At 58.9% G+C, this 20228-nt stretch carries 15 protein-coding genes, 1 pseudogene and 2 riboswitches; of the genes and pseudogenes, 3 read left to right on the forward strand and 13 right to left on the reverse strand.

Annotation, left to right across the window (positions count from 1 at the left end):
• Positions 1-283: 283 nt before the first annotated feature.
• From ACZ1HN_RS05985 to ACZ1HN_RS06020, 8 genes and pseudogenes are all read right to left on the reverse strand, one after another.
• Positions 284-3463 (reverse strand): S8 family serine peptidase, encoded by a 3180-nt coding sequence (locus tag ACZ1HN_RS05985; RefSeq protein WP_472726832.1) that lies wholly within the window; start codon positions 3461-3463, stop codon positions 284-286.
• A gap of 324 nt (positions 3464-3787) precedes the next feature.
• On the reverse strand, positions 3788-4699 hold the full coding sequence (locus ACZ1HN_RS05990) for a calcium/sodium antiporter (protein ID WP_472726833.1): 912 nt from the start codon (positions 4697-4699) through the stop codon (positions 3788-3790).
• Complete coding sequence (locus tag ACZ1HN_RS05995) at positions 4699-5298, reverse strand: histidine phosphatase family protein (protein ID WP_299704291.1); 600 nt, start codon at positions 5296-5298, stop codon at positions 4699-4701. The genes ACZ1HN_RS05990 and ACZ1HN_RS05995 overlap by 1 nt, the downstream gene beginning before the upstream one ends.
• Complete coding sequence (locus tag ACZ1HN_RS06000; RefSeq protein ID WP_472726834.1) at positions 5298-6356, reverse strand: ABC transporter ATP-binding protein; 1059 nt, start codon at positions 6354-6356, stop codon at positions 5298-5300. Before ACZ1HN_RS06000 ends, ACZ1HN_RS05995 begins: the two co-directional genes overlap by 1 nt.
• A gap of 9 nt (positions 6357-6365) precedes the next feature.
• A complete protein-coding gene (locus ACZ1HN_RS06005) occupies positions 6366-8111 on the reverse strand; it encodes an ABC transporter permease (RefSeq protein ID WP_472726835.1) in 1746 nt (581 codons plus the stop codon).
• Between the two features lie 81 nt (positions 8112-8192).
• A complete protein-coding gene (locus tag ACZ1HN_RS06010; protein ID WP_472726836.1) occupies positions 8193-9314 on the reverse strand; it encodes an ABC transporter substrate-binding protein in 1122 nt (373 codons plus the stop codon).
• Between the two features lie 23 nt (positions 9315-9337).
• Positions 9338-10213 carry a MurR/RpiR family transcriptional regulator gene (locus ACZ1HN_RS06015; protein ID WP_472726837.1) on the reverse strand — a complete coding sequence of 292 codons (876 nt, stop codon included), beginning with the start codon at positions 10211-10213 and terminating at the stop codon, positions 9338-9340.
• 413 nt (positions 10214-10626) lie between these two features.
• A pseudogene (locus tag ACZ1HN_RS06020) lies at positions 10627-12203 on the reverse strand (lysine--tRNA ligase).
• Positions 12204-12347: 144 nt separating this feature from the next.
• On the opposite strand from ACZ1HN_RS06020, the gene ACZ1HN_RS06025 reads away from it, so the two are divergent.
• Both ACZ1HN_RS06025 and ACZ1HN_RS06030 read left to right on the forward strand, forming a co-directional pair.
• A complete protein-coding gene (locus tag ACZ1HN_RS06025) occupies positions 12348-12770 on the forward strand; it encodes a tellurite resistance TerB family protein (protein WP_299205837.1) in 423 nt (140 codons plus the stop codon).
• Between the two features lie 276 nt (positions 12771-13046).
• Positions 13047-13955 (forward strand): LysR substrate-binding domain-containing protein, encoded by a 909-nt coding sequence (locus ACZ1HN_RS06030; protein WP_472726838.1) that lies wholly within the window; start codon positions 13047-13049, stop codon positions 13953-13955.
• A gap of 161 nt (positions 13956-14116) precedes the next feature.
• On the opposite strand, the gene ACZ1HN_RS06035 is transcribed toward ACZ1HN_RS06030, so the two are convergent.
• Positions 14117-14467, reverse strand: coding sequence for a DUF6404 family protein (locus tag ACZ1HN_RS06035; RefSeq protein WP_472726839.1), 351 nt, complete (start codon positions 14465-14467; stop codon positions 14117-14119).
• Between the two features lie 299 nt (positions 14468-14766).
• Positions 14767-14854: riboswitch (glycine riboswitch) on the forward strand.
• 18 nt (positions 14855-14872) lie between these two features.
• A riboswitch (glycine riboswitch) is annotated at positions 14873-14979 on the forward strand.
• 54 nt (positions 14980-15033) lie between these two features.
• Between ACZ1HN_RS06035 and ACZ1HN_RS06040 the strand changes: the two genes are divergently transcribed.
• Positions 15034-16266: a D-amino acid dehydrogenase gene (locus tag ACZ1HN_RS06040; RefSeq protein WP_472726840.1), complete on the forward strand. Its 1233-nt coding sequence runs from the start codon at positions 15034-15036 to the stop codon at positions 16264-16266.
• Between the two features lie 116 nt (positions 16267-16382).
• On the opposite strand, the gene dacB is transcribed toward ACZ1HN_RS06040, so the two are convergent.
• The 4 genes from dacB to ACZ1HN_RS06060 all read right to left on the reverse strand — a co-directional run bounded on the left by dacB (position 16383) and on the right by ACZ1HN_RS06060 (position 20141).
• Positions 16383-17873, reverse strand: coding sequence for a D-alanyl-D-alanine carboxypeptidase/D-alanyl-D-alanine endopeptidase (gene dacB / locus ACZ1HN_RS06045; RefSeq protein WP_472726841.1), 1491 nt, complete (start codon positions 17871-17873; stop codon positions 16383-16385).
• Between the two features lie 46 nt (positions 17874-17919).
• The gene (locus tag ACZ1HN_RS06050) at positions 17920-18516 is read right to left on the reverse strand and encodes a nicotinate-nucleotide adenylyltransferase (RefSeq protein ID WP_472729284.1); all 597 of its coding nucleotides are present in this window, start codon (positions 18514-18516) and stop codon (positions 17920-17922) included.
• Between the two features lie 75 nt (positions 18517-18591).
• A complete protein-coding gene (locus ACZ1HN_RS06055; RefSeq protein WP_472726842.1) occupies positions 18592-19062 on the reverse strand; it encodes an MOSC domain-containing protein in 471 nt (156 codons plus the stop codon).
• Complete coding sequence (locus ACZ1HN_RS06060) at positions 19059-20141, reverse strand: alpha/beta hydrolase (RefSeq protein WP_472726843.1); 1083 nt, start codon at positions 20139-20141, stop codon at positions 19059-19061. Before ACZ1HN_RS06060 ends, ACZ1HN_RS06055 begins: the two co-directional genes overlap by 4 nt.
• Positions 20142-20228: the final 87 nt, after the last annotated feature.

Consider the following 20228-nt stretch of genomic DNA (forward strand, 5'->3'; position numbering starts at 1 on the left):
CGATGCGCCGTGCAGTGTTCTGGTCGCAGCAGTCATTCCAAAAGTATTTTCCAATACCACGATATGGGTGTCACTCCAGGCTTTCATTGTGTGCACAGAAATTGAGAATTGGCTCTTTCACATCCGGAGAACAAAGCCGGTGGTTCAGTTGCATCACAGAAAATTTCAGCAGAATCCTCTTCTAACAGGAAACATGCCAATTTCTTAGCAACGTGGACTGGTAAGGAGACAGTGATCATGGCAGCTGCAAGCTAAGTTGCAGCCGCCGTTGTTTAGATATCGACTAGTACTGAATTGCGTATCCGGCAGCCAGTTCGCCGTCGCTGCGGCGTTGCGTGATCCGCAGTTCCGCGCCAGAACCGCGCGCCTCGGGCGATCCGATCATTAACGGAAACAATTGACGTTCGCCGGCCGAGACAGGCAATTCGTAGACAGAACCGCCGCGCAAAACCACAACCTCTTTGCCTTTGTACTTCGAGATCGTAGCGGCGCTGCGTGGCCGTTCAAACTGATCACGAAGCCGAAAGCGCGTGCTGGGTGAGACAAGCATTTCCAGACGGCGATTATCGACCAGCTCCAACTCCATCAATGCTTCGGAACGGAACGTAATGCCGCCCAGAAATTCACGTCCGAGAGCCTTGATTTCCGGCTTGTCAGGCGCTTCTTCTACGGCGCCAAGCGGTGGCAGATCAGACTTCACCGCATCTTCTTTGACGGTTCTAAGCAATTGCGCCATCAGCTTTTCATCACCAAGGCACAGTATGATCCGTTCGTTTTGACGGAACCTGCTTGCATCCACAACAAGCGACCGCGTGCGTCCACCGGACATGAAACCACCGATGATCCCCGTCAGGTCAGACGATGAATCGGTTGCATCGTCGATGGTGATATTCCGCTGGCAGATGTTGTTGAACCGCCGAATATCGATCGCACTGCCGCTGGCGGCGACGGGGCCATCATGTGGTGACGCCTCAAGCAATAGGCACGGATGCCAATTTACGGTCGACCCACTCACCATAACGCTTGCAGGCGGGATAAGGGCTTCTGGCCACGTCATTTTGACAATGCGATCTTCGCCGGGCAGCAGATCATCCACCCGAATTTCGTCAATCAGATAGGTGCCAGGCACCAATGGGTTTGGGATAGGGTCGCCGGGACGAATGGAGGGAATGAATTCCTGAGGATAGCGGAATTCAAACCCGGGGTAGTGGCAGATCATGCCACGCACATAGACTTCTGTCGCTGTGGCAACGCCGTTGTTCCTGACCCGCGCAAAGACATAGTTGTCTTGGCCCCGGACCGCGTTTTGATGCGGTGGGTTGGCATTGTAGGCCAGCGCAGGGATCGGATCGTTTGTCGCCCGAACCCAGATGTCAGGACTGTGTGCATGCCAGCCTGGCGATGGCACAGCGCCTGTGTCGCTCTGGTTTTCACGCACCACCACATCGGACGCAAACGCGCCGTCGCGGGCTGCAATGACGGCTGCATCAACATTGACACGGCCATAGCCATACCACTGTGAAAACTCAGCAACACCGTCGCCGTCATTGTCGACGTAGCTCCCGGTTGGATCAGCATTGCCGGCATGGATACGCACCGCAGTTGTCCGCAAGATATTGCGCACTTGGATCCAATTCAGTGACGGATCCATCGATAGAACAAGCGCTGCAGTGCCTGCAATGGTAGGTGAGGCATGACTGGTGCCGCCAAAGTTGGTGCTATAGTCATTCGCAATTGCCGGTGGCACAGCGCCGTTCAGCGCACCTGTACCGACATTGACGGTTGTTGTCGTCGGGTCCACCAAGCCGCCATCATAGGCGGTATGAGACGGCGCAACGATGTCCATCTCAGGTCCAAACGGGTTATAAAGCGCGCGTTGATCGGTGATCGCGGCAATATTGGTGGTGTTCCCGCTGGGATCCGGGCCGCTGCTGTTGGTGGGATTTGTTGGATTGGCACCGATACTTGCCCCAACCGCAACCGTCCGTTCATAAGACGCAAAGCGGCGAACATTGGTGAACTGCACGTAGCCCAGGTTGCCGGTCGAAAAAGTCACAACACAACCGCGGCCATTGCGACCGTAAACGGTCAGAAAATCAAAGCAGTCGCGCAGCGCGTTAGACAAAGCACCATTGGTGACGCCCCAGGAATTGGCGATGACGTCAGCGGGCTGCGTTGGGACTGCCGGAAACGCCACGTTGGTGTTTCCGGTGTTGAACCCAGCAGACCAGATAAACGCATCCGCCATTTCAATCCCTGTCGCCGGGTTTGCGATCCTGCCCCCGATGAGGCGACAATTCGGGGCAACCCCCGCGACACCAAGATTGTTGCTAAACGCCGCCGTTGCGGTTCCAGAAGTCTGCGTACCATGCGACCCACTCAACCCAGCCACGGTTTGCGTCGTCAGATTGTTGAAATTGAAGGAGGTGAGCATTTTGGATGCCCCGTCCGTCAAGTTCGCCGTCAAATCAGGGTGGTTCGGGGTGACACCGTTCACATCAAAAACAGCGATACAAATGTCCGGGCTACCGCCACGCAGATTGACATCGATGTCGTCCATGGTGTCCCACGCTTCATCCGCATTGATCAGCGGCAGGTGGTCCTGCAGGCCATATAGCGTGTCGTTCGGCGTAAAGGCATCGTTTTCGATGACGTACAGGATCTGTGGTTCCGCATAGTCTACCTCTTTCATATTGTTGAGCTTTTCGGCCAGCTCAAGCAAGTCATAGTCAGGTAGCCCGGCACGTTCGACCATGTAAGCATTGCCTGCATAATCGACCGTTCGCTGAATACGCAGGCCAAATTCACGCAGAATTTTCTTGGCCACGTCATCGCCGACATCACCGCCAAAACGGACAACCATTTCATTCGTCAAACCCTGCAGGGGGTTTTCCTTGCCGCGTTCGATTACGGCACCAAAGATCACATTTGCATCGCGACGGGCCGCGAGGCGGGCAAAACCGCTGAGCGCTTGGGTCGCGTTATCGATGCCATCGGGCGTTTCGATTAGAACAAAATCGCTGTCCAATGGTTGATCAGCGCTGTCCGTCATCTTGAGATCAAGGCGTTTAAGTCCGGCTTCTTCCAGCAGCTCATCGACTTCAAACTTGCTTTCTTCACCCATACGAACCGTCGCAAGGACCGCATCCTGCCTGCCGCGAAAGTGCATGGGACCATCAGCAGAAGGATAATGTGGGTCATTTTTGCGGCCTAACGATACGACAGCTGAATTCGGCCCCGGCGTCAGATGAACCTCGCGGCTGACAGGTTCCAAAGTCGACACTTCGGGTTTCACCGTTAGCGTGTAGGTTCCCGGTTTGATTTTTGGTGCCTCGAACGCGCCATGCGCATTCAGCTTGAGGCCCTGCTCATCTTCTCTTCCAGTGAGTGTCACACTGGCCTTGGTAACGGTTTTCGCATCGCGATCCGTGAGGAAAACTTGAAGGGATGTTAGACGTGTCATAATGCATCTCCTAGAAATTGAATTTTCATAAAAATGTAAGTCGTCGAAATTTGACGAGAGGTCGTTTCGTCGGGCTAAAAAATCCCGATACCTCTGCGCCAATCATATACGGCATCGCCTGAAATTGTTAGTCAGGAATCCCGTACCGGAGAATTTCGAGGGCCATTTTTGGGTTAGCTTCTGGTATCGGCCATAGGCGCAACCGCAGTGAAAGCCGAGTATGTTCCACCTTTCACTAGACCCAACAACCATGCTCGTTTCACAAGATGAATCCATCCCGAGATTTGTCCAATAGGGCCTCATTCGGGACCAAAGACTTGATGTTTAAAGGAGAAAGACAACTGCATACCCCACAAGCATGACAGAGGCTTCCTTCCTGCTCAGTACAAAACCGGTTCGCAGAAAGACAAGTGAAACAAGCGAGGCTACGACCATGATCGGAATCCAGTAGTCAATGAAGCTATCTGCGACCGTTACCGGGGCAACCAGTGCTGCACTTCCCAAAACAATCGTGCCGTTGAACACGTTGCTGCCCAGTATTCCACCCAGGATCAGATCGGGTTGGCGTCTCAGGGCAGCGGCCACACAGGCCGCCATTTCAGGAAGAGACGTGCCAATCGCTACAGCGGTCAAACCGATCAAAGCCTCGGAAATTCCCAGACTGCCAGCGAGCCCGACAGCCCCGTCTATGAACAGATACGCCCCGACGGGTAGGGCGATCAGCGCAGCGACGCAGCGGCCAATAGCAGTGGCGAGTCCTTTTGTGCCGTTCGTTTCTGCGTTCTCCTCGTCCTCCAGGGAATGCCAACGCAGCAGCAAGTAGATGGCCATTCCCAGAAGCAGTATTGCTGCATCGGTCCGCGAAACAACCGCATCTTGCACAACGACGCCGAAAGACAGCGCCGCCAACAGCATTGCACCGCCGTCGACGCGCAAGATATCCGAGGCAATGGCAAGCGGTTTGATCAGAGCCGCAAGCGCCAGCACGAGAAGCAGATTTGCGATATTGCTTCCAACGACATTGCCGACTGCAACATCGGGTGCGGCAGAAAGCATGGCCTGCACCGCGACGAACAATTCGGGCGCCGAGGTGCCAAATCCCATGACCACAAAGGCCACAATGACGAGCGGTATCCTGAATTCCACCGCAAGCCGTTGGATACCGTCAACAAGCCAATCCCCACCATAGAAAAGGAGCGTTCCGCCAAGGGCCAGGAACAGCAGGGACACACCCATCAGTCCGGCGCCCCGAAATCAAGGTCGTCGGGGCGGTAATTGAACAACTCAATCCGGGGTGATTTGCCGTTTCCCAGCCGCAGTGCTGTCAGGCTTGCGGGTGCAACGGGGATGATATGTGCGGGCTGAAGTCCGACATAGCGTTGAAGAAGGGCGCGGATGACGCCGCCGTGGCAGACGACAAGCAGATTTGTGCAAGGCTCACGGCGCTCATCCTCGATTGCGGCGCTGACGCGGTCTGCGAAATCGGACCATGGCTCACCTCCCGGCGGCACGGCCGTGCCCGCGCGCCAGCCTTGATAGCCCTCTTCATCTTCCTTGCGAATGTCCGCTATGGCGCGGCCGGTCCAATCACCAACATCAATTTCGCGCAGCCCTTTTGAAAGGCGCGGGGCGTCAACGCCGAGGTGCTGGCTGGTCTGGCGCACGCGCTTCAGATCAGAGGCAACGGTGCGGCAGGGCGCGATGCCTTCGATCACGGGCCGCAAGGTATCTGCCTGGGATTTACCAAGCTCCGAAAGACCGATGTCGGCCTGTCCCTGAAGACGGCGGGCGGCATTCCATTCTGATTGCCCATGGCGGACCAGCAGCAGGCGCATCAACCGATCCTCGTGCCGTCGGGCGCGAACCAACTGTCCGGTTCGGTGGGCAGGCGGAACTGCACGGTCTCACCGATCCGAACCGCAGGAGCGTGATCGACAATGGCGGTCAAGCGCAGCCCGTCGCGCAGTCCGGTGACCATGGTGCGCCCCGCGATGGTACTGGTCTCTACCAATTCCATGGGCAGTGTGGTGTCGTCTGCCTGCTCGCTCACTGTCATGTTCTCGGCCCGGAACATCGCCATGCATTCATCTGCAGGCGGTGACAACGTCATGTGACGGCCCCCGACCTTGTAGCCTGCGCCGTTTTTGACAACAGGCACCATGTTGTTCGGCGGCGTCCCGACAAAGGTGGCGACAAAGGCGGTCTCGGGCTGGTCGATCAGGTCGGCTGGGGCGCCGAATTGCTGGACGCGGCCCTGATCCATGACGGCGACATGGGTGGCCATGGTCATCGCCTCGATCTGGTCGTGAGTGACGTAAACGGTCGTTGCTCCGGTGGCGCGGTGCAGGCGCATGAGTTCGGTCCGCATCTCGACCCTGAGTTTCGCGTCGAGGTTTGAAAGCGGCTCGTCAAACAGCAGTACCGACGGTTTTGGCGCAATGGTGCGGGCGATGGCGACGCGCTGCTGTTGTCCGCCCGAAATCTCGTTTGGGTAACGGTCGGCAAGGCTTGCGATGTCCAGCAGGTCCAGCACCTCGCGTATGCGTTCGCTGCGCTCGGCTTTGGGCATCGACATGACCTTGAGCGGCCAGTCCACGTTTCCCCGCACCGACATATGGGGCCAGAGCGCGTAGGACTGAAACACCAGGCCCGAATTCCGCTTGGCCGGATCGACCGCCCAACCCCGGTCGCCATCCGAAACCGTCTGGCCATCAAAGATGATCTGCCCTTCGGATGGCAATTCCAACCCGGCGAGCATTCGCAAGAGCGTGGTTTTGCCACAACCCGATGGACCAAGAAGGACAAGGAACGCGCCATCCGGTACAGAGATCGAGACGTTCTTGACCGCCTGAAACTTCCCAAAGCGTTTGGTGAGATTGCGTATTTCCAGCATGAGAGACCTTTAGTTTTTCAGCCAGGGCTGGGATTTGGATTGCAGCCTGCTGGCAAGCAGGCTGGCGGCAATAGAGACGAACAGGATCACAACCGTGATCGCATTGGCGAACTGCGCAAACCCTTCGGAGGCGTAGCGATAGGCCACCACGGACAGGACCGGCATCGTTGGCGTAAACAGCAGCACCACCAGCGACAGGTCGCGGACGATTTTCACGAAGATCAGGATACCGCCTGCCGTCAGCCCCCGGATCGCCAGCGGGACGGTGATTGCGCTGAGGCGGCGCGCGAACCCGGCACCGGTCATGCGGGCGCTCTCCTCAAGCTCACCGCCCACTTGCTGAATAACGGCGCGCCCCGTTTGCACCGAAAACGGCAGCAGGTAAGCGGTGGCCGCAATGACCAGCAGCGCGAAAGTGCCGTAGAGTGCGGGCAAGGGCCCAATCGGCGCACCGAGATAGGCAATGTAAGCCGCGCCAAAGGCAATGCCCGGCACCAGAAGCGGCAGGAAGCTGATTTGCGTGATCGCCGCTGACATCCAGCCTTCGCGGTAGCGCGCTGTGGTGTAGGAGGCGAGCAGGCCCACGAACATACCCGTAAAGGCGACCGCTGCACCGAGGGCCAGCGTAATCGTAAGCGCACGCACGATGTTTTCGTTAAATGCGATTCCTGGGATGCCTTGGGCAAAGCTTTGATCGCTTTGACCGATCCAATAGTGCAGCGTCCAGCCCGAAAAGAGGTTGGCCGAGGAAGGCGCGAGGCTGGACGCAACAAGGACGATCACCGGCACCACTGTCGCAGCCACCAGGATCACCATTGCGATGGCAAAGAGAGGCCAGCGGGCCCCGCGCAGATCGAACCGTTTGGCCCGCCCGCCCTTGCCGGTGATCGTGGCGTAGGACCGGCGGCCGGACACCAACCGGTTGCCTGCCCAAAGGAAGGCGGCCGAAATCAGCACCAAGAGGATGCCGATCACATAGCCGCGCCCGACCTGACCCACTTCGATCATACCGAACAGCCGGGTCGAGAGCGTTTGCATCCGTACGGGCAACCCAAGGAGCGCGGGTGTCGCGAAGTTCGACACAGCCCCTGCAAAGCAAAGTGATCCAGCAGCAACAAGCGCGGGCATGGTGACGGGCAGGACAATGCCCATCAGAATGCGCCGCCCTTTCGCGCCTGCGATTTGTGCGGCCTCGACAAGGTCCGAGTTCACAGTCGCCAGAGCGGCGGCGATGATGGTGAAGGCCAAGCTGAAATAGTGCAGCGTGAGCACGATCAGGGTGGGCACAATACCCCAGGCCAGCCAATCGGGGATGTCGGCGCCCATGCCCTGCACCCATCCCACTTGCCCGCCAACCCGGTCGTTGCGGAACAATGCGCCCCACGCCAGGGCCGCTGCAAAGGATGGGATCATGAAGGGCAGCGTCGCCATCACGCCGATGGTCTTGCGAAACGGGACATTGGTCATCACCACAAGCCAGGCCAGAAAGCCACCCAGCAGGATACAGCCCGTGCCCACGACCACACCGATCAAAAGCGTATTGCCCAAGGGCTTGTAGAACAGGTTTGTGGACAGACGTCCGCTCAGCACATCGCTCCAGGCACGGATCGTGTCGGGCTGGAACGTAAAAAGAACGGTGCGCAGCAGGGGGAGAACAATCAGTGCAATCAGGATGGCAAGAACCACCGTCTTGAGCACCGTGCCCGGCCCGAACAGCACGCGTCGTCCCTGTCCAGTTACGGCTGTATCCGCCATCGAGGTCATCCTTGCAGTCTTGGAATGGAAAGACGCGGGGGCCGGTATGCTGCCACGCCAGCCCCCGCCGGCAGGCAAGCGCTATTGCAGCGTCAGAACCAGATCGCCGACATCGGCGCGGATCGTTGCCGTTTCCGCCGGTGCGATCCGCCATGCGGTGAAGTCGTCGAGCGGGACAGCGTCCGGATGCGGGGGGATATCGGTTCGGGTAACGTAGTCGCCAGCCACGTAGAAGGGGGCAAGGCCGGGACCGCCGGTCTCAGTCTCGTCACCCATCAGGAAGTCGATGACCAGACGGGCGGCGGCAGGGTTCTGCGGCTCGGACGCGAGCGCGAGTACGGCGGGAAAGATGATGCCTGGTGCGGGTACGACGCTGTTGGCAACCTGCAGTGCCCAGCCCTCATCGGCGTTGTCGCGGCGATCGGAGTAGCTTGTGAAACCCACCGGCGGGTTGTCCTGCCCAATTGCGCCCACAGCGACATTCACATCATCGGTTGACCCGACAAGGATCAGGTCGTTCGCAAACAGGTCGATGATGAAACGTTCACCCGCATTGGCAGCACCATCGAGGTCAATGACCTGTCCGAAATGCGCCTCATATGCGGTGCTCATCTCATTCGCGCGCAACACGATCTCGGTCATCAGATCAAGGTAGTCGCCACGCTGAAGCGGGTCGACCATGACAACGCGGCCCCGCCAATCATCCGTTGTCAGCGCCCACAGGTTGTCGACGGGCGCCCCATCTGGGTTCGATTCTTCGTTATACATCAGGACCTTGGTTGACAGCCGTTGTGCCAGAAGCGGGCTGCGATACTCTTCTGGCACACGGTCGGCCACGCGGGGCGGCACGTAGGGCGCGATGATCCCGGTCTCCAAAAGCTCGGTCAAAACAACCGGCGTGTCCGAAATGTAGATGACATCGGCATTGGTCACACCCGCCTGCGCTTCAGCCTTCAGGCGCGCGATCTGCTCGGTCGACGAGATGTCGAACCCCTGCAAATCAATGTCCGGATAGGCCTCTTCAAAAGCGGCTTCGACCCGGCCAATTCGGCTGGTGAAGGAGTAGACGACGACCGCTCCTTCCTCCTGCGCGCGCGGCAACAAGTCCTGCGGCGTCATGTTGTCGATGTGCCCATCAGCCAGAGCGGCGGTAGACAAAAGGATACCTATCGCGCCAAGGCGCGTTACAGTCAGTCGTTTCATGTTTTGCTCCCGTGGGCCCTAGATCATTCGAACCGCTCAATCAGCTGGCCCAGCCGGTCGAGCTTCTTCAGCGTCTCCTCTTTCGCTGTAAGACCTGCCGCGATGACGATGGCATTGCAGACCGTCATCGGAACGATCAGTGTCTGGAACGCATCCGGATCACCTGATCGCGGCGCGGCAAGTAGGTAGTCGGGACTGGGCGCGAGAAGTGCGCCAGATTTGCCCGAAATCACAATCGTCTTCGCGCCTGCCTCTCGGGCAACCTCTACCAACGCGGCATATCCCCGGGGTTGCCGACGAAACGCAAAGCTCAGCACCACATCATCGGGGCCAATGCCCAAGAGGTGTTCAGCCATTCCGCGCGGATCCGACATAAGATGTTGGACATCCTTGCCGAAACGGCGAAAGCGCTTGACCATCATCAACGCCAGGACTTCCGCATTGCCGTAGCCATAGACAAAGATGCGCCGCGCACCCATCAACAGACCCGCCACTTCGGCGATCTGGTCGGCGTTGATGAACTCCTCGATCCGTCCAAGCGCCTGGGCCTCGTCAAGTGCCAGCTTGCCTAGGATCGTTTCCGGCGTGTTTGTCGTGATGGTCTTTTCAAACCGGGTCGCGGTCTCATGCGTCGCGATGAATTCCTCACGCAGGGCATCACGAAATGACGCATAGCCATCAAACCCCAGTTTTTTTGCAAGACGCGATGCGGTTGCTTCATGCACACCAACGGCGCGTGCCAATTCCCCGGCCGTCCCGAGGGCTGCAGCCGTCGGCTTTTCTATCACCGTTTCCACGAGTCGGCGTTCGCTTGGCGTCAAGCTCGGCGCCTGATCTGATATCTTGTCAATAAGGGACACGGCAGTCTTCCAGGGATCGTTTCGCAACGATACTTGCATGATTCATAAGTTTTTGCAAGATGACTTGCAGAAAGCTCTGCAAGCCTTCATTGGCGATCCAGCTGGCTGGCGGAGTTGCCGCTTCGAATAGGTGTGATCGCGCCTCTGCAGCGAATGTCCAGACCGGTGGCTCAGCTACTGGCAGGTCTTCAATGGAGACAACGCAATCACCGCTTTGGTCCGCAGATCCACCATTGCCTCAGTAGTCACCGGCCTTCCGTCAAAACTGACAACAGACGACCGCAGTGGGACCCAAGCGAGCGCCGCCCGCCTTCGGGCAACAGAATGCGTGGTGCATGGTTAATTTCGGCTGAACCCAACGTACGAAAGCCAAGCGGTTGATCCCGCTCGGCTTTCGCAAGTTACTTAAATTTCAATGACATGACCGAACACCTTGTCCCCGCGGGGACAGATCAGCCCACCAGTTCTCCGGCCAGCCCTTTTTCGATCAGCGCGATGGTTTCCTGCACGCCGTAAAGGGCAATGAACCCACCAAATCGTGGTCCCTGTGATGCACCCAAAGCACCTCGTACAGCGCTGTGAACCAGCCCCGCAGCGGATCGAACCGCTCGCGCCCAACGGCATAGACAACCGACTGCAACGCCTCGTCGTCAATGGGCCCGTCATAGGCTTCCAACTCGGCCTTCAGCACCTCCAGCGCCTCGCGTTCCTGATCCGTCGGCAGGCGGTACACCTTGGCCGGTTTCACGAAGTCGTTGTAGTAGCGCACAGCATGTCCCACGGCCTTGTCCATGCCCGGATGCGTCTCGGGTCCGGTCTCGGGCGCGTAGCGGCGGATGAACCCCCACAGCTTGTCCTTGTCCTCGGCTTGAGAAACCGAAGCGAGGTTCAGCAGCATCGCAAAAGGCACAACCATATCGCTTTCCGGCACGTCGCCGGAATGGATGTGCCACACCGGGTTTGCCGCCTTGGCCTTGTCGTCCTGCCCGGGATAGGCGCGCAGTTGCTGGTGGTATTCGTCCACCGCCTTCGGGATGACGTCAAAGAACATCCGCTTCGCCGTCTTGGGCTTCTGGTACATGAAATACGACAGCGACTCGGTGCTGGCATAAGTCAGCCATTCATCGATGCTCACCCCATTGCCCGACGATTTCGAAATCTTCTGTCCCTGATCATCCAAAAACAGCTCATAGCTGAAGTGGTTCGGCGGCTGCACCCCCAGCGCTCGACAGATCGCGTCATAGATCTTTTCGTTGGTGGCATGTTCCTTGCCATACATCTCAAAGTCGACGCCAAGGGCCGCCCAACGGGCGCCGAAGTCCGGCTTCCACTGCAGCTTCACGTTGCCGCCGGTGACGGGCAGGGTCCATTCCTTGCCGCTCTCATCATCAAAGGTGACGGTGCCGTTGACTGCATCCACATGCTTCATCGGCACATACATCACCCGGCGGCTTTCCGGGTGTAGCGGAAGGAAAATGGAATAGCTTGCCGCGCGCTCTTCGCGCAGCGATTTCAGCATGATCTTCATCAGATCATCGTATTTCTCGGCACAGCGCAGCAGGATTTCATCAAACCGGCCAGAGGCATAGAATTCGCGGGCCGAGATGAATTCGTACTCGAACCCGAATGTGTCAAGGAACCGGCGCAGCATGGCGTTGTTGTGATGGCCAAAGCTTTCATGCGTGCCGAACGGGTCTGGCACATCCGTCAGCGGGCGTTGCAGATGCTGTTCCAGCACTTCGGGGTTCGGCACGTTGCCTGGCACCTTGCGCATCCCATCAAGGTCGTCCGAGAAGCAGATCAGCTTGGTCGGGATGTCCGAGATCGCCTCGAACGCGCGGCGCACCATCGTGGTGCGGGCCACTTCGCCAAAGGTGCCGATATGGGGCAGACCTGAGGGGCCATAACCCGTCTCGAACAGGACATATCCTTTCTCCGGTGGCGCCTTTTCATAGCGTTTGAGCAAGCGGCGCGCCTCTTCGAACGGCCAGGCTTTGCTGCTCATCGCGGCGTCACGGAAACTCGACATCTCATATGATCCCATGTGGTGGGCCTGCGCCCTATGCGCGGCCCTGGCTGACTGTCCCCGCAGGGACAATCCCGCCGCTACCTATTGCGGGCTGCCCCAGCCGTCAATATTGAGGGGGAAAGCACCCAGAAAGGACACCGGACCATGGCCGCTTCACAACTCTCTCTCACGGCGCAGGATGCACTGGTCGCCATGATGATCGCCGTGTCCGCCTCGGACGAGGACATTCGCACCGCCGAACTGGTCAAGATCAACTCCGCCGTGAATAATCTGCCTGTCTTTGCAGGCTATGACCTCGACCGGTTGAACCGGATGGCGCAGATGGTGTTCGACCTCTTCGAACAGGAAGACGGGCTGGATGCCCTGTTTGGTCTGGTGCGCGAGGCGTTGCCAGAGCGCCTGTTCGAAACGGCCTATGCCCTTGCCTGCGACGTGGCAGCCGCTGACGGCACATTGGACGAGGCAGAACTGCGCCTGCTGGAAGAGATGCGGTACGAGCTGAACATCGACCGGTTGCATGCAGCAGCCATCGAACGCGGCGCGCGGGCGCGGCATTTGACGCTGTAGCGCCACCTTGCGGACCAGACGGTCATTCAGACTTGATACGCTCGGGCCTGAACTGCAAATCTGCCAATTCCCTCATCGACATGCGCGCGATGTCTGGATGTGACAATGGATCTCTATGCCAGTTGGGATCCGTATCGAGGGTCGCAGTTGAGCTAGAAAAGACCTTTCTGATCCACATGAGATATCTGGCGAACTCTCGTTTCATGCACTCATATTTCTACAGGCAAAGCCATGCTGGGAATCGACTTTGCGACCCGGTGAGTTTAGAAATTCTAAATGCAAAACTTGAATGCGATTCCGCTTTCCGCCCTGAGAGCGATTGAGGCGATCGCGCGCACCGGTACACTGGGGCGCGCGGCCGACGAGCTGGGAGTGACGGCTGGAGCTTTGAGCCAACGGCTGACCAAGGCCGAGGCAGCACTGGGTCAGGCCCTATTCATTCGTGAAGCGTCTGGCCTCAAACCAACTGCAATATGTGTACAGGTCGCACCGCGTCTGACACGCGCGATGGAAGACATTTCGTCGGTCGTTTCTCAAATTCGAGTTCCCGAGGACGATACGCTCACAATTTCAGTTGCGCCAATCTTTGCAAGCCGTTGGCTTATCTGGAGAATAAAGCGGTTCAATCAAAAAAACCCAAGCATTAGCCTACGGGTCTTGCCAACTGCTGAAGTTGTCGATCTTGATCATTCCGAGGTGGATATCGGGATACGCGTCGGAGAAGATTCGTCGATCGGGTCGGAGGCCGTCAAGTTGCTGGATCAGCGCGTCTTTCCGGTTTGCTCTCCTGACTTGGCGCAGCATCTTCACACGCTCGACGATCTTCGAAGCATCCCTATCATTCGGGAAAACGAGTTACTGTACGGGTGGAAGAGCTGGCTCTCTAACCAAGACTTGGATGTTCTCGATCTCCAACCCGGGCCAACCTATGCAGATGCATCGTTGTGTTTAGATGCAGCAATGACCGGGCAGGGTGTTTTTATGGCATGGGAAACCCTCGCATGCGATGCTCTTGAACGGGGCTATATTTCGTCTCCGTTCGCTCGGAGATCGCGGACTGGGGCGACTTACTGGTTTGCGACAAGCCAACACGCTGCACGTAAGTCCAGCGTCAGGAAGTTTAGGAAATGGCTTGAGGCGGAGCTGGACTGCTCCGTCAACTATTGGAATAGTGCCTCGACTTAGCAGAGATCACCCTGGGCACGTTGCTGACACTCGCTGAATTGCACTGACGGGCACACAGGAAAGCATTGCAGGCCATGCGTCTTCAGAACATTGGCAACCGGGCTTGAACTGCACAGAAACCAGCACGCTTCAACACTGGATCCACCTTGCATCCATTCCGTTTATAGGTCTGCCCAGCGGCTCAAGGCGTTTTTCCGGCGGGTAATGGCATAGTAGACGGACATAGTTGCTCCCAAAGCCGATCCTATCAAAACCGTTCTCAGCCCGAACTCAGTTGTTGATCGACCCTCGGGTATGCCGTCCGGCAAAATCGATATCACGGCGATCAAAGTGATAAAGAAAGCGCTGTTGCCCAAGAAGCTTCGCCAGAACGGTTTGTAGTGAGGCAGAACAGGCTTCAGACCAAGCATACGTAGAAATCGAACGTAGAGTGGTACAGCATTGGATGGCCAAACCCCCGCTTCGTCGAGTTCGATTTCTGCGGCTTCAAAACGGCGCTGATACTCAGACATGGCAGTCACCTCCAAACGCGACAATTGTCGCACTGGTGCCAGTGCCGTTCAATTGGCTGATATGTCGGGGTGGCACACGTTTGCCGTTGCACGTGCGGGAAGTTGCCGAAACTTTTTTAAGCGCTGCGGCAGACATTGGCGCCAGGCTGCATGCCGTATTTTGGGTTCGCTTCCGTCAATCGCCCGAGCGCAGGATCGAGACTGTCGCCAGGACACCACGCATCCACATATGTGATATCGCGTGACAACAAATTCCTTTGCATGACACACACCTTTTTCCTATATGCGCCTCAGTCGCAGAGGCCGACATGGGAGAGCGCAGCGCAGGCTGCCGCCGAAGGAGCAACGCCCCGGAAACTCTCAGGCACCACGAACCGTGCCGGCCGCGCCCCCGTTCAGGGGCACATGTGATGATCTGGAGAGTGGCCGGACGTCACGCGCCCGGCCCACCGAAGGAGAAAGCGGCCCTCTTGGTCCGTGAAGCTCTCAGGTCTCGCGACAGATGGGGACGCTTGCCCGGCACGGTGCCGGATGCGTCCATATCTGCGTGCACTGGGAGGATCCCCATGACCCATATTGCCGTGATCGGCGCCGGTATCACCGGTATTACCACTGCCTATGCCTTGGCCCGCCGCGGCTATGACGTCAGCGTGTTTGACCGCAACCGCTATGCCGCGATGGAGACATCCTTTGCCAATGGCGGCCAGCTCTCGGCCAGCAACGCCGAGGTGTGGACCCGCTGGGGCACCATCTTCAAGGGGTTGAAATGGATGCTGAAATCCGATGCGCCCTTGCTCGTGAACCCGACACCCAGTTGGCACAAGCTGTCCTGGATGGCGGAATTCATGGGCAACATCCCCGATTACGAGCGCAACACGGTTGAAACGGCGCGCCTGGCCATCGCCGCACGGGAACACCTGTTGGAGTTTGCGCGTGAAGTGGGGGCCGATTTTGATATGGAACAACGCGGTATCCTCCATGTGTACCGTCAGCAGTCCGAGTTCGATCATGCCCGCCGGGTAAATACGCTGCTGGAAAAGGCGGGGTTGGAACGACGCGAGGTGTCAGCAGACGAGGTACAGCGCTTGGAACCTACGCTGAAGGCCGACACGATTGGCGGTTTTTATACCGAGAGCGATTTTACCGGCGACATTCACCGCTATACCCGTGCGCTGAGCAACCGGTGTGAGCAGATGGGCGCATCCTTTCACTACAAGTGCAAGGTGACGGACATCACGCATGTCGGTGCGGGTGTTCGCCTGACTTGGGATCATGCAGGTGCCGCGGAGACGCAGCGGTTTGACGGCATCGTCGTGTGTGCTGGCGTCGGCAGCCGCGCCATTGCGGCCCAACTCGGTGACCGCGTGAATATCTACCCGGTCAAAGGGTATTCCATCACCGTCAATCTGGACGATGCCGAAAGTCAGGCGGCGGCCCCATGGGTCAGCCTTCTGGATGATGAGGCCAAGATCGTGACCTCGCGCCTGGGCCGTGGGCGCTTCCGCATTGCAGGCACGGCCGAGTTCAACGGCTACAATCTGGACATCCGCGATGATCGTATCCGGCCGTTGCGTGAATGGTGCGAGGCGTTCTTTCCCGATGTGTCGACCGAGCATTGCGTGCCATGGGCAGGGCTGCGCCCGATGCTGCCATCGATGATGCCGAAGGTCGGGCCGGGGGCCAAACCAGGGGTCTACTACAACACCGGGCATGGGCATCTGGGCTGGACCCTGTCGGCGGCCACAGCGCAGGCGACGGCGGATATCATTGATGTGAACCGGATGAAGAACGCGGCCTGACGTGCGGGGCGGATCAAGATCCGCCTTACGGGGGTCATGTAAGGCGCAGCTTGCTGCGCCATCCACCGCTGACATGACGTGATGAACAAAACCGGTAAGGCGGAGGTGTCCTCCGCCTAGCTGCCGTAGACCGCGCCCCAGCGTTCGATCAAGCTTTGCTGCATTGTCTTGGCGCGTCGGTTCCAGCTGCGTGCGCCCTGGGGGCGTTCGCGGTCCGCCCGGGGGATGCGGGCACGCGTTGCCTCGTCAGCGGCGAAGATGGCAAAGGCCATCTCGGTTCCATCCCGCGCCGTCATGTAGCCTGCCAGCCCTGATACGAAGTTCAATGTGCCCGTCTTGGCGTGCACCTCGATCGGATGGTTCTTGATCGCACGGCGTTGTTCATCAAGGATCGGGATCGCTTTGAGTATGGGGCGCAGCACGTTGTTCTGCCGCGCCTTGACCAGTGCAGCAACCATGTCGTCCGCCGTCATCTCGCTATCGCCGCCAAGGCCGGAATGATCCACGAGCCGCATCTTTGTCGTCCCGAGGGCGGCATTCGCCCAGCGGTTCATTTCGGTGGCCGATGCACGCAGCGAGGAGGGCCGACCATTGCGTTTGACCGTCGCGGCCATCCCCACCATTTCGGCCGTGACATTGGTAGAAAAGCGCAGCATGTCGCGCAGGATCGCGCGCAGGTCCTCGCTTTGATGCGTCGCCAGCGTTGTGCCTTGGGGGATGCGGCTGACCACCTTGGGGTTCTTCAGAACGACACCTTGCGACCGCGCGAGTGTCTGGAACACGTCGCCGGCATAAAGCGCAGGTTTGCGTACGGGCAGCCAACGTGCGCCGCCATTGCCAAGGGCACCGCGCGCGACGCTCCAATTGTCGGTGCGCCCGCCATCAGCATAGGTATAGACCGGCGCGCGCCGTTCCGCCACTTGCATCCGTGCAATGGCCACATCCGGGCGGTATCGATCCGACCGCGCATCCATAGTGACGTTGTATTTGCTGCCCTGCCGCTTCCATTCGAAATGCACGCGGTTGAAGTTCAGCGCGATGCCCGAAAGCGCCGGACTATAGCCGACATGATCGGGTTGTTCTTTGTCGATTGTCGGCACCTCGGGGAACAAGCCGTCAGCGACTTTAAAATCGCCTCGTACCTCGAGGATGCCCTTGGCCTTGAGCGCCGCAGCCAGTCCGGCCAGCGCATTTGTATCAAGGGTCGGATCACCGCCGCCCACCAGCACCAGGTCGCCCTGGACCACGCCGCCCGACACGCCGCCGGTTGCAACAACGCGCGTGCTGAACCGATGGGCGTGTCCAAGTACGCCCAGCGCATAAAGCGCGGTCACCGCCTTGGCGACCGATGCGGGGGGTGCGCCCACCTTGGCGTTGCCGCCCTCCAGCTTTGTTCCTGTCCTGGCATCGGCCACCGCATAGCAGACGCGCCCGCCCAGCTTGGCCTTGGCGATGATGTCCTGCGGATCGGCAATAGCCTTCTTGAAATGATTGCCACCACGCGCTTGCGGTCGCAAAGAGGCTGTCGGAGGGGCAGCAAGGGCTGCTGTGGCTGTGGAACTGGCCAGCGCGGAAAGAAAAAACCGTCTCGAAATCGTGTGCAACATGGACTTATGTAACCGCAGCTTTGTCCGGCAAACAAGCAGGCAAAGATCACAAATCCGAGGACGGCGCCCACTTGCCTTCTGCCCGGATCGCCGTGGACGATTCTGCGGTCATGGCGACATTCACGAAACACCAGGCCGGGGCATCCGAGCGGCCCAGAAGTTGGCTGGCCCGCCCCGAGATGCGGTAGGACCGATAAAGCCGCGCGGCGGGGCTCATCCGGGCCGAAATCCGATCGCCCGGACGGGCCAGAACGCCCACGGGCACGTTCTCCATGATCCAGGTCCAATCTTGCCAAAGGTGAAACTGGGCAAGGTTGTCCGCCCCCATCAGCCAGACGAACCGCGTGCCCCGATACCGCTGCTTCAGCGCCGCAAGGGTCTGCGCAGTGTAGCGTGTGCCCAGATGCGCCTCGATGTCTGTCACTGTCACACGCGGGTGCTGCATGACCCGCCGTGCATGCGCCAGCCGAGTGGCCAGCGGGGCAGGGCCTTTGGCCTTGAGCGGATTGCCGGGGGAGACCAGCCACCAAACGCGGTCAAGCCCAAAGCGCTTCATCGCCTCGCGCGTGATGTGGGCGTGCCCCCCATGCGCCGGGTCAAAGGAACCGCCCAGGAGGCCGATGATCTGGCCCGGTTTGGCCATGGGAAAAGCGGGGTCGGTCACGTACAGGTCCGTCTTGGTCAGTGTCAAGGACCGGACGTCAAACGCGCCGCCTTGTCAATCAATTGGCCGCACGTCGTCGCCCAGGGCAATGGTGCCAGTTTTGACCACTTCCGCGCACCAACCGCCATGCCCGCGCATGGCGGCATAGCCGCCGTGGCCCAACAATCGCTCCATCAGGCTGCACGGTGCGCAGATGGTGGTAAAGCGCAAAACGACTGTGCCCAGTTGCACCTCACGACCCTTTAGGCCCGCGAGATTGAGACCTTGCACCATAATGTTGCGGCGCAGCAGTGTCGGATCAATCTGGTCACGTCCCAGATACGAGGCGATGGCGGGCAAGTGTTCGGCCTGCACCAACGTGACGGCTCGTTTACCTGCGCGACCGCGATCACCTTCGATGCCGGTTTCCGAAATCTTGGCCGTGTCCAAGACCTGAATGTCCACCGCGCGCGCTGGGCGCACACCAATCCATGCCACCGTTCCGGGCTGCGCCCAGCGGGCCATCATGTCGTGAAGTTCGCTCACCGTTCTTCGCGTCGCGCTTCTCGTGCTTCGAGGCCGACGAGGTTGGGCAAACGTTCTAGCGGGTAATTGGGATGCAATACCCAGATGCCGTCCTCATCCTGCTCCAGCGGGCGCAATGTTCCACCCGGAAAGGCCCTGGTGCGCAGCGCAAGTACAACGTCTGAAAGGACTGCCGGGTTGTCCCGGAAATAGGCATGCCCAAACCCACCGCGCACGTTTTCCACGCGAATGAAATGCACCAGTCCCTCTTTCTGAAGAATTTGTAGCTCGCCATCAACGAAGTCTTCGTTCCTGAGAGCGCCCAGCCTGATCGACCGTGTCAGATAGGCCGACAGGCGCAACGCACCGTCATTGGGATTGATGTACAGATTGATCTGTTCAAAGGATTCCGAGAACCGTTCAGCCTGCAAGCGTTGCCGCACGATATCCACGTCCAGATCCGGCGCTGCCATTATGAGCGTCCCGGTTTTGAGCATCAGCTTGGGGTGCACACCGGCGCCGCGCGCTTCGATCATCAGTTCGCGCAGAGCCGTCGTAACCACGTCGGTGCCACGCGAATGGGCGATGATGTCGATGCTGTCGACCTCTGGCATCTCGGCCAGCATGCGCAGAAATTCCTTTGTGTGGTGCACCGAGAACACGCCCGCATCGCGGTCGCGGAAATAGCCAAGAGGACCGATCCCGTTTCCCGCAGGCCAGGTGAAGGATACAGGCACGGATTCCCGGCCCGCGAAGTGCCACATGTTGGCAAGCGTCGTCAGGCTGTCTTCGAAATCGTTATTGAAGCCGTGGACATAGACCAGCAGGCTGCGGTTGCCGGTTTGGGCAATCTCGTCCGCGATCACAGCCTGAAAGCGGGCGGCCTGTTCGTTGTAGACATCCAATGACTGTTGCAGGTGGTTGAGCTGCCCGTCTGCCCGGGCGTAGGGCAGTGGCGTTGCTTCGAACCGCACGATCTCTTGGAAATCCGGCACCCAGAGGCTCGAAATGTTTTGATCGGAGTCGCTGCGGGTCCTGTCCAGCAATTCTTCCCACCCCAGATCGCGTCCGAACTTGACCGTGGCTGCCCCAAACGCCATCGAGATCCGACCTGTTGGCCCCATAGTTTTCACCATTCGGTGCGCGATCGGTCATGTAGAAAATCTTGGGTTCGGCGGTGCGCCAGA

Source organism: Tateyamaria sp. GN1-10, from assembly GCF_055693845.1.

Bases quoted from the DNA above. Each gene is read 5' to 3' on its own strand.
- ACZ1HN_RS05995 (WP_299704291.1), bottom strand. From the start codon at position 5,298: ATGCGCCTGCTGCTGGTCCGCCATGGGCAATCAGAATGGAATGCCGCC.
- ACZ1HN_RS06060 (WP_472726843.1), bottom strand. From the start codon at position 20,141: ATGGCGTTTGGGGCAGCCACGGTCAAGTTCGGACGCGATCTGGGGTGG.
- dacB (WP_472726841.1), bottom strand. From the start codon at position 17,873: ATGTTGCACACGATTTCGAGACGGTTTTTTCTTTCCGCGCTGGCCAGT.
- ACZ1HN_RS06010 (WP_472726836.1), bottom strand. From the start codon at position 9,314: ATGAAACGACTGACTGTAACGCGCCTTGGCGCGATAGGTATCCTTTTG.
- ACZ1HN_RS06050 (WP_472729284.1), bottom strand. From the start codon at position 18,516: ATGGCCAAACCGGGCCAGATCATCGGCCTCCTGGGCGGTTCCTTTGAC.
- ACZ1HN_RS06025 (WP_299205837.1), top strand. From the start codon at position 12,348: ATGGCCGCTTCACAACTCTCTCTCACGGCGCAGGATGCACTGGTCGCC.
- ACZ1HN_RS06030 (WP_472726838.1), top strand. From the start codon at position 13,047: ATGCAAAACTTGAATGCGATTCCGCTTTCCGCCCTGAGAGCGATTGAG.
- ACZ1HN_RS05990 (WP_472726833.1), bottom strand. From the start codon at position 4,699: ATGGGTGTGTCCCTGCTGTTCCTGGCCCTTGGCGGAACGCTCCTTTTC.
- ACZ1HN_RS06035 (WP_472726839.1), bottom strand. From the start codon at position 14,467: ATGTCTGAGTATCAGCGCCGTTTTGAAGCCGCAGAAATCGAACTCGAC.
- ACZ1HN_RS06005 (WP_472726835.1), bottom strand. From the start codon at position 8,111: ATGGCGGATACAGCCGTAACTGGACAGGGACGACGCGTGCTGTTCGGG.
- ACZ1HN_RS06015 (WP_472726837.1), bottom strand. From the start codon at position 10,213: ATGCAAGTATCGTTGCGAAACGATCCCTGGAAGACTGCCGTGTCCCTT.
- ACZ1HN_RS06000 (WP_472726834.1), bottom strand. From the start codon at position 6,356: ATGCTGGAAATACGCAATCTCACCAAACGCTTTGGGAAGTTTCAGGCG.
- ACZ1HN_RS06040 (WP_472726840.1), top strand. From the start codon at position 15,034: ATGACCCATATTGCCGTGATCGGCGCCGGTATCACCGGTATTACCACT.
- ACZ1HN_RS05985 (WP_472726832.1), bottom strand. From the start codon at position 3,463: ATGACACGTCTAACATCCCTTCAAGTTTTCCTCACGGATCGCGATGCG.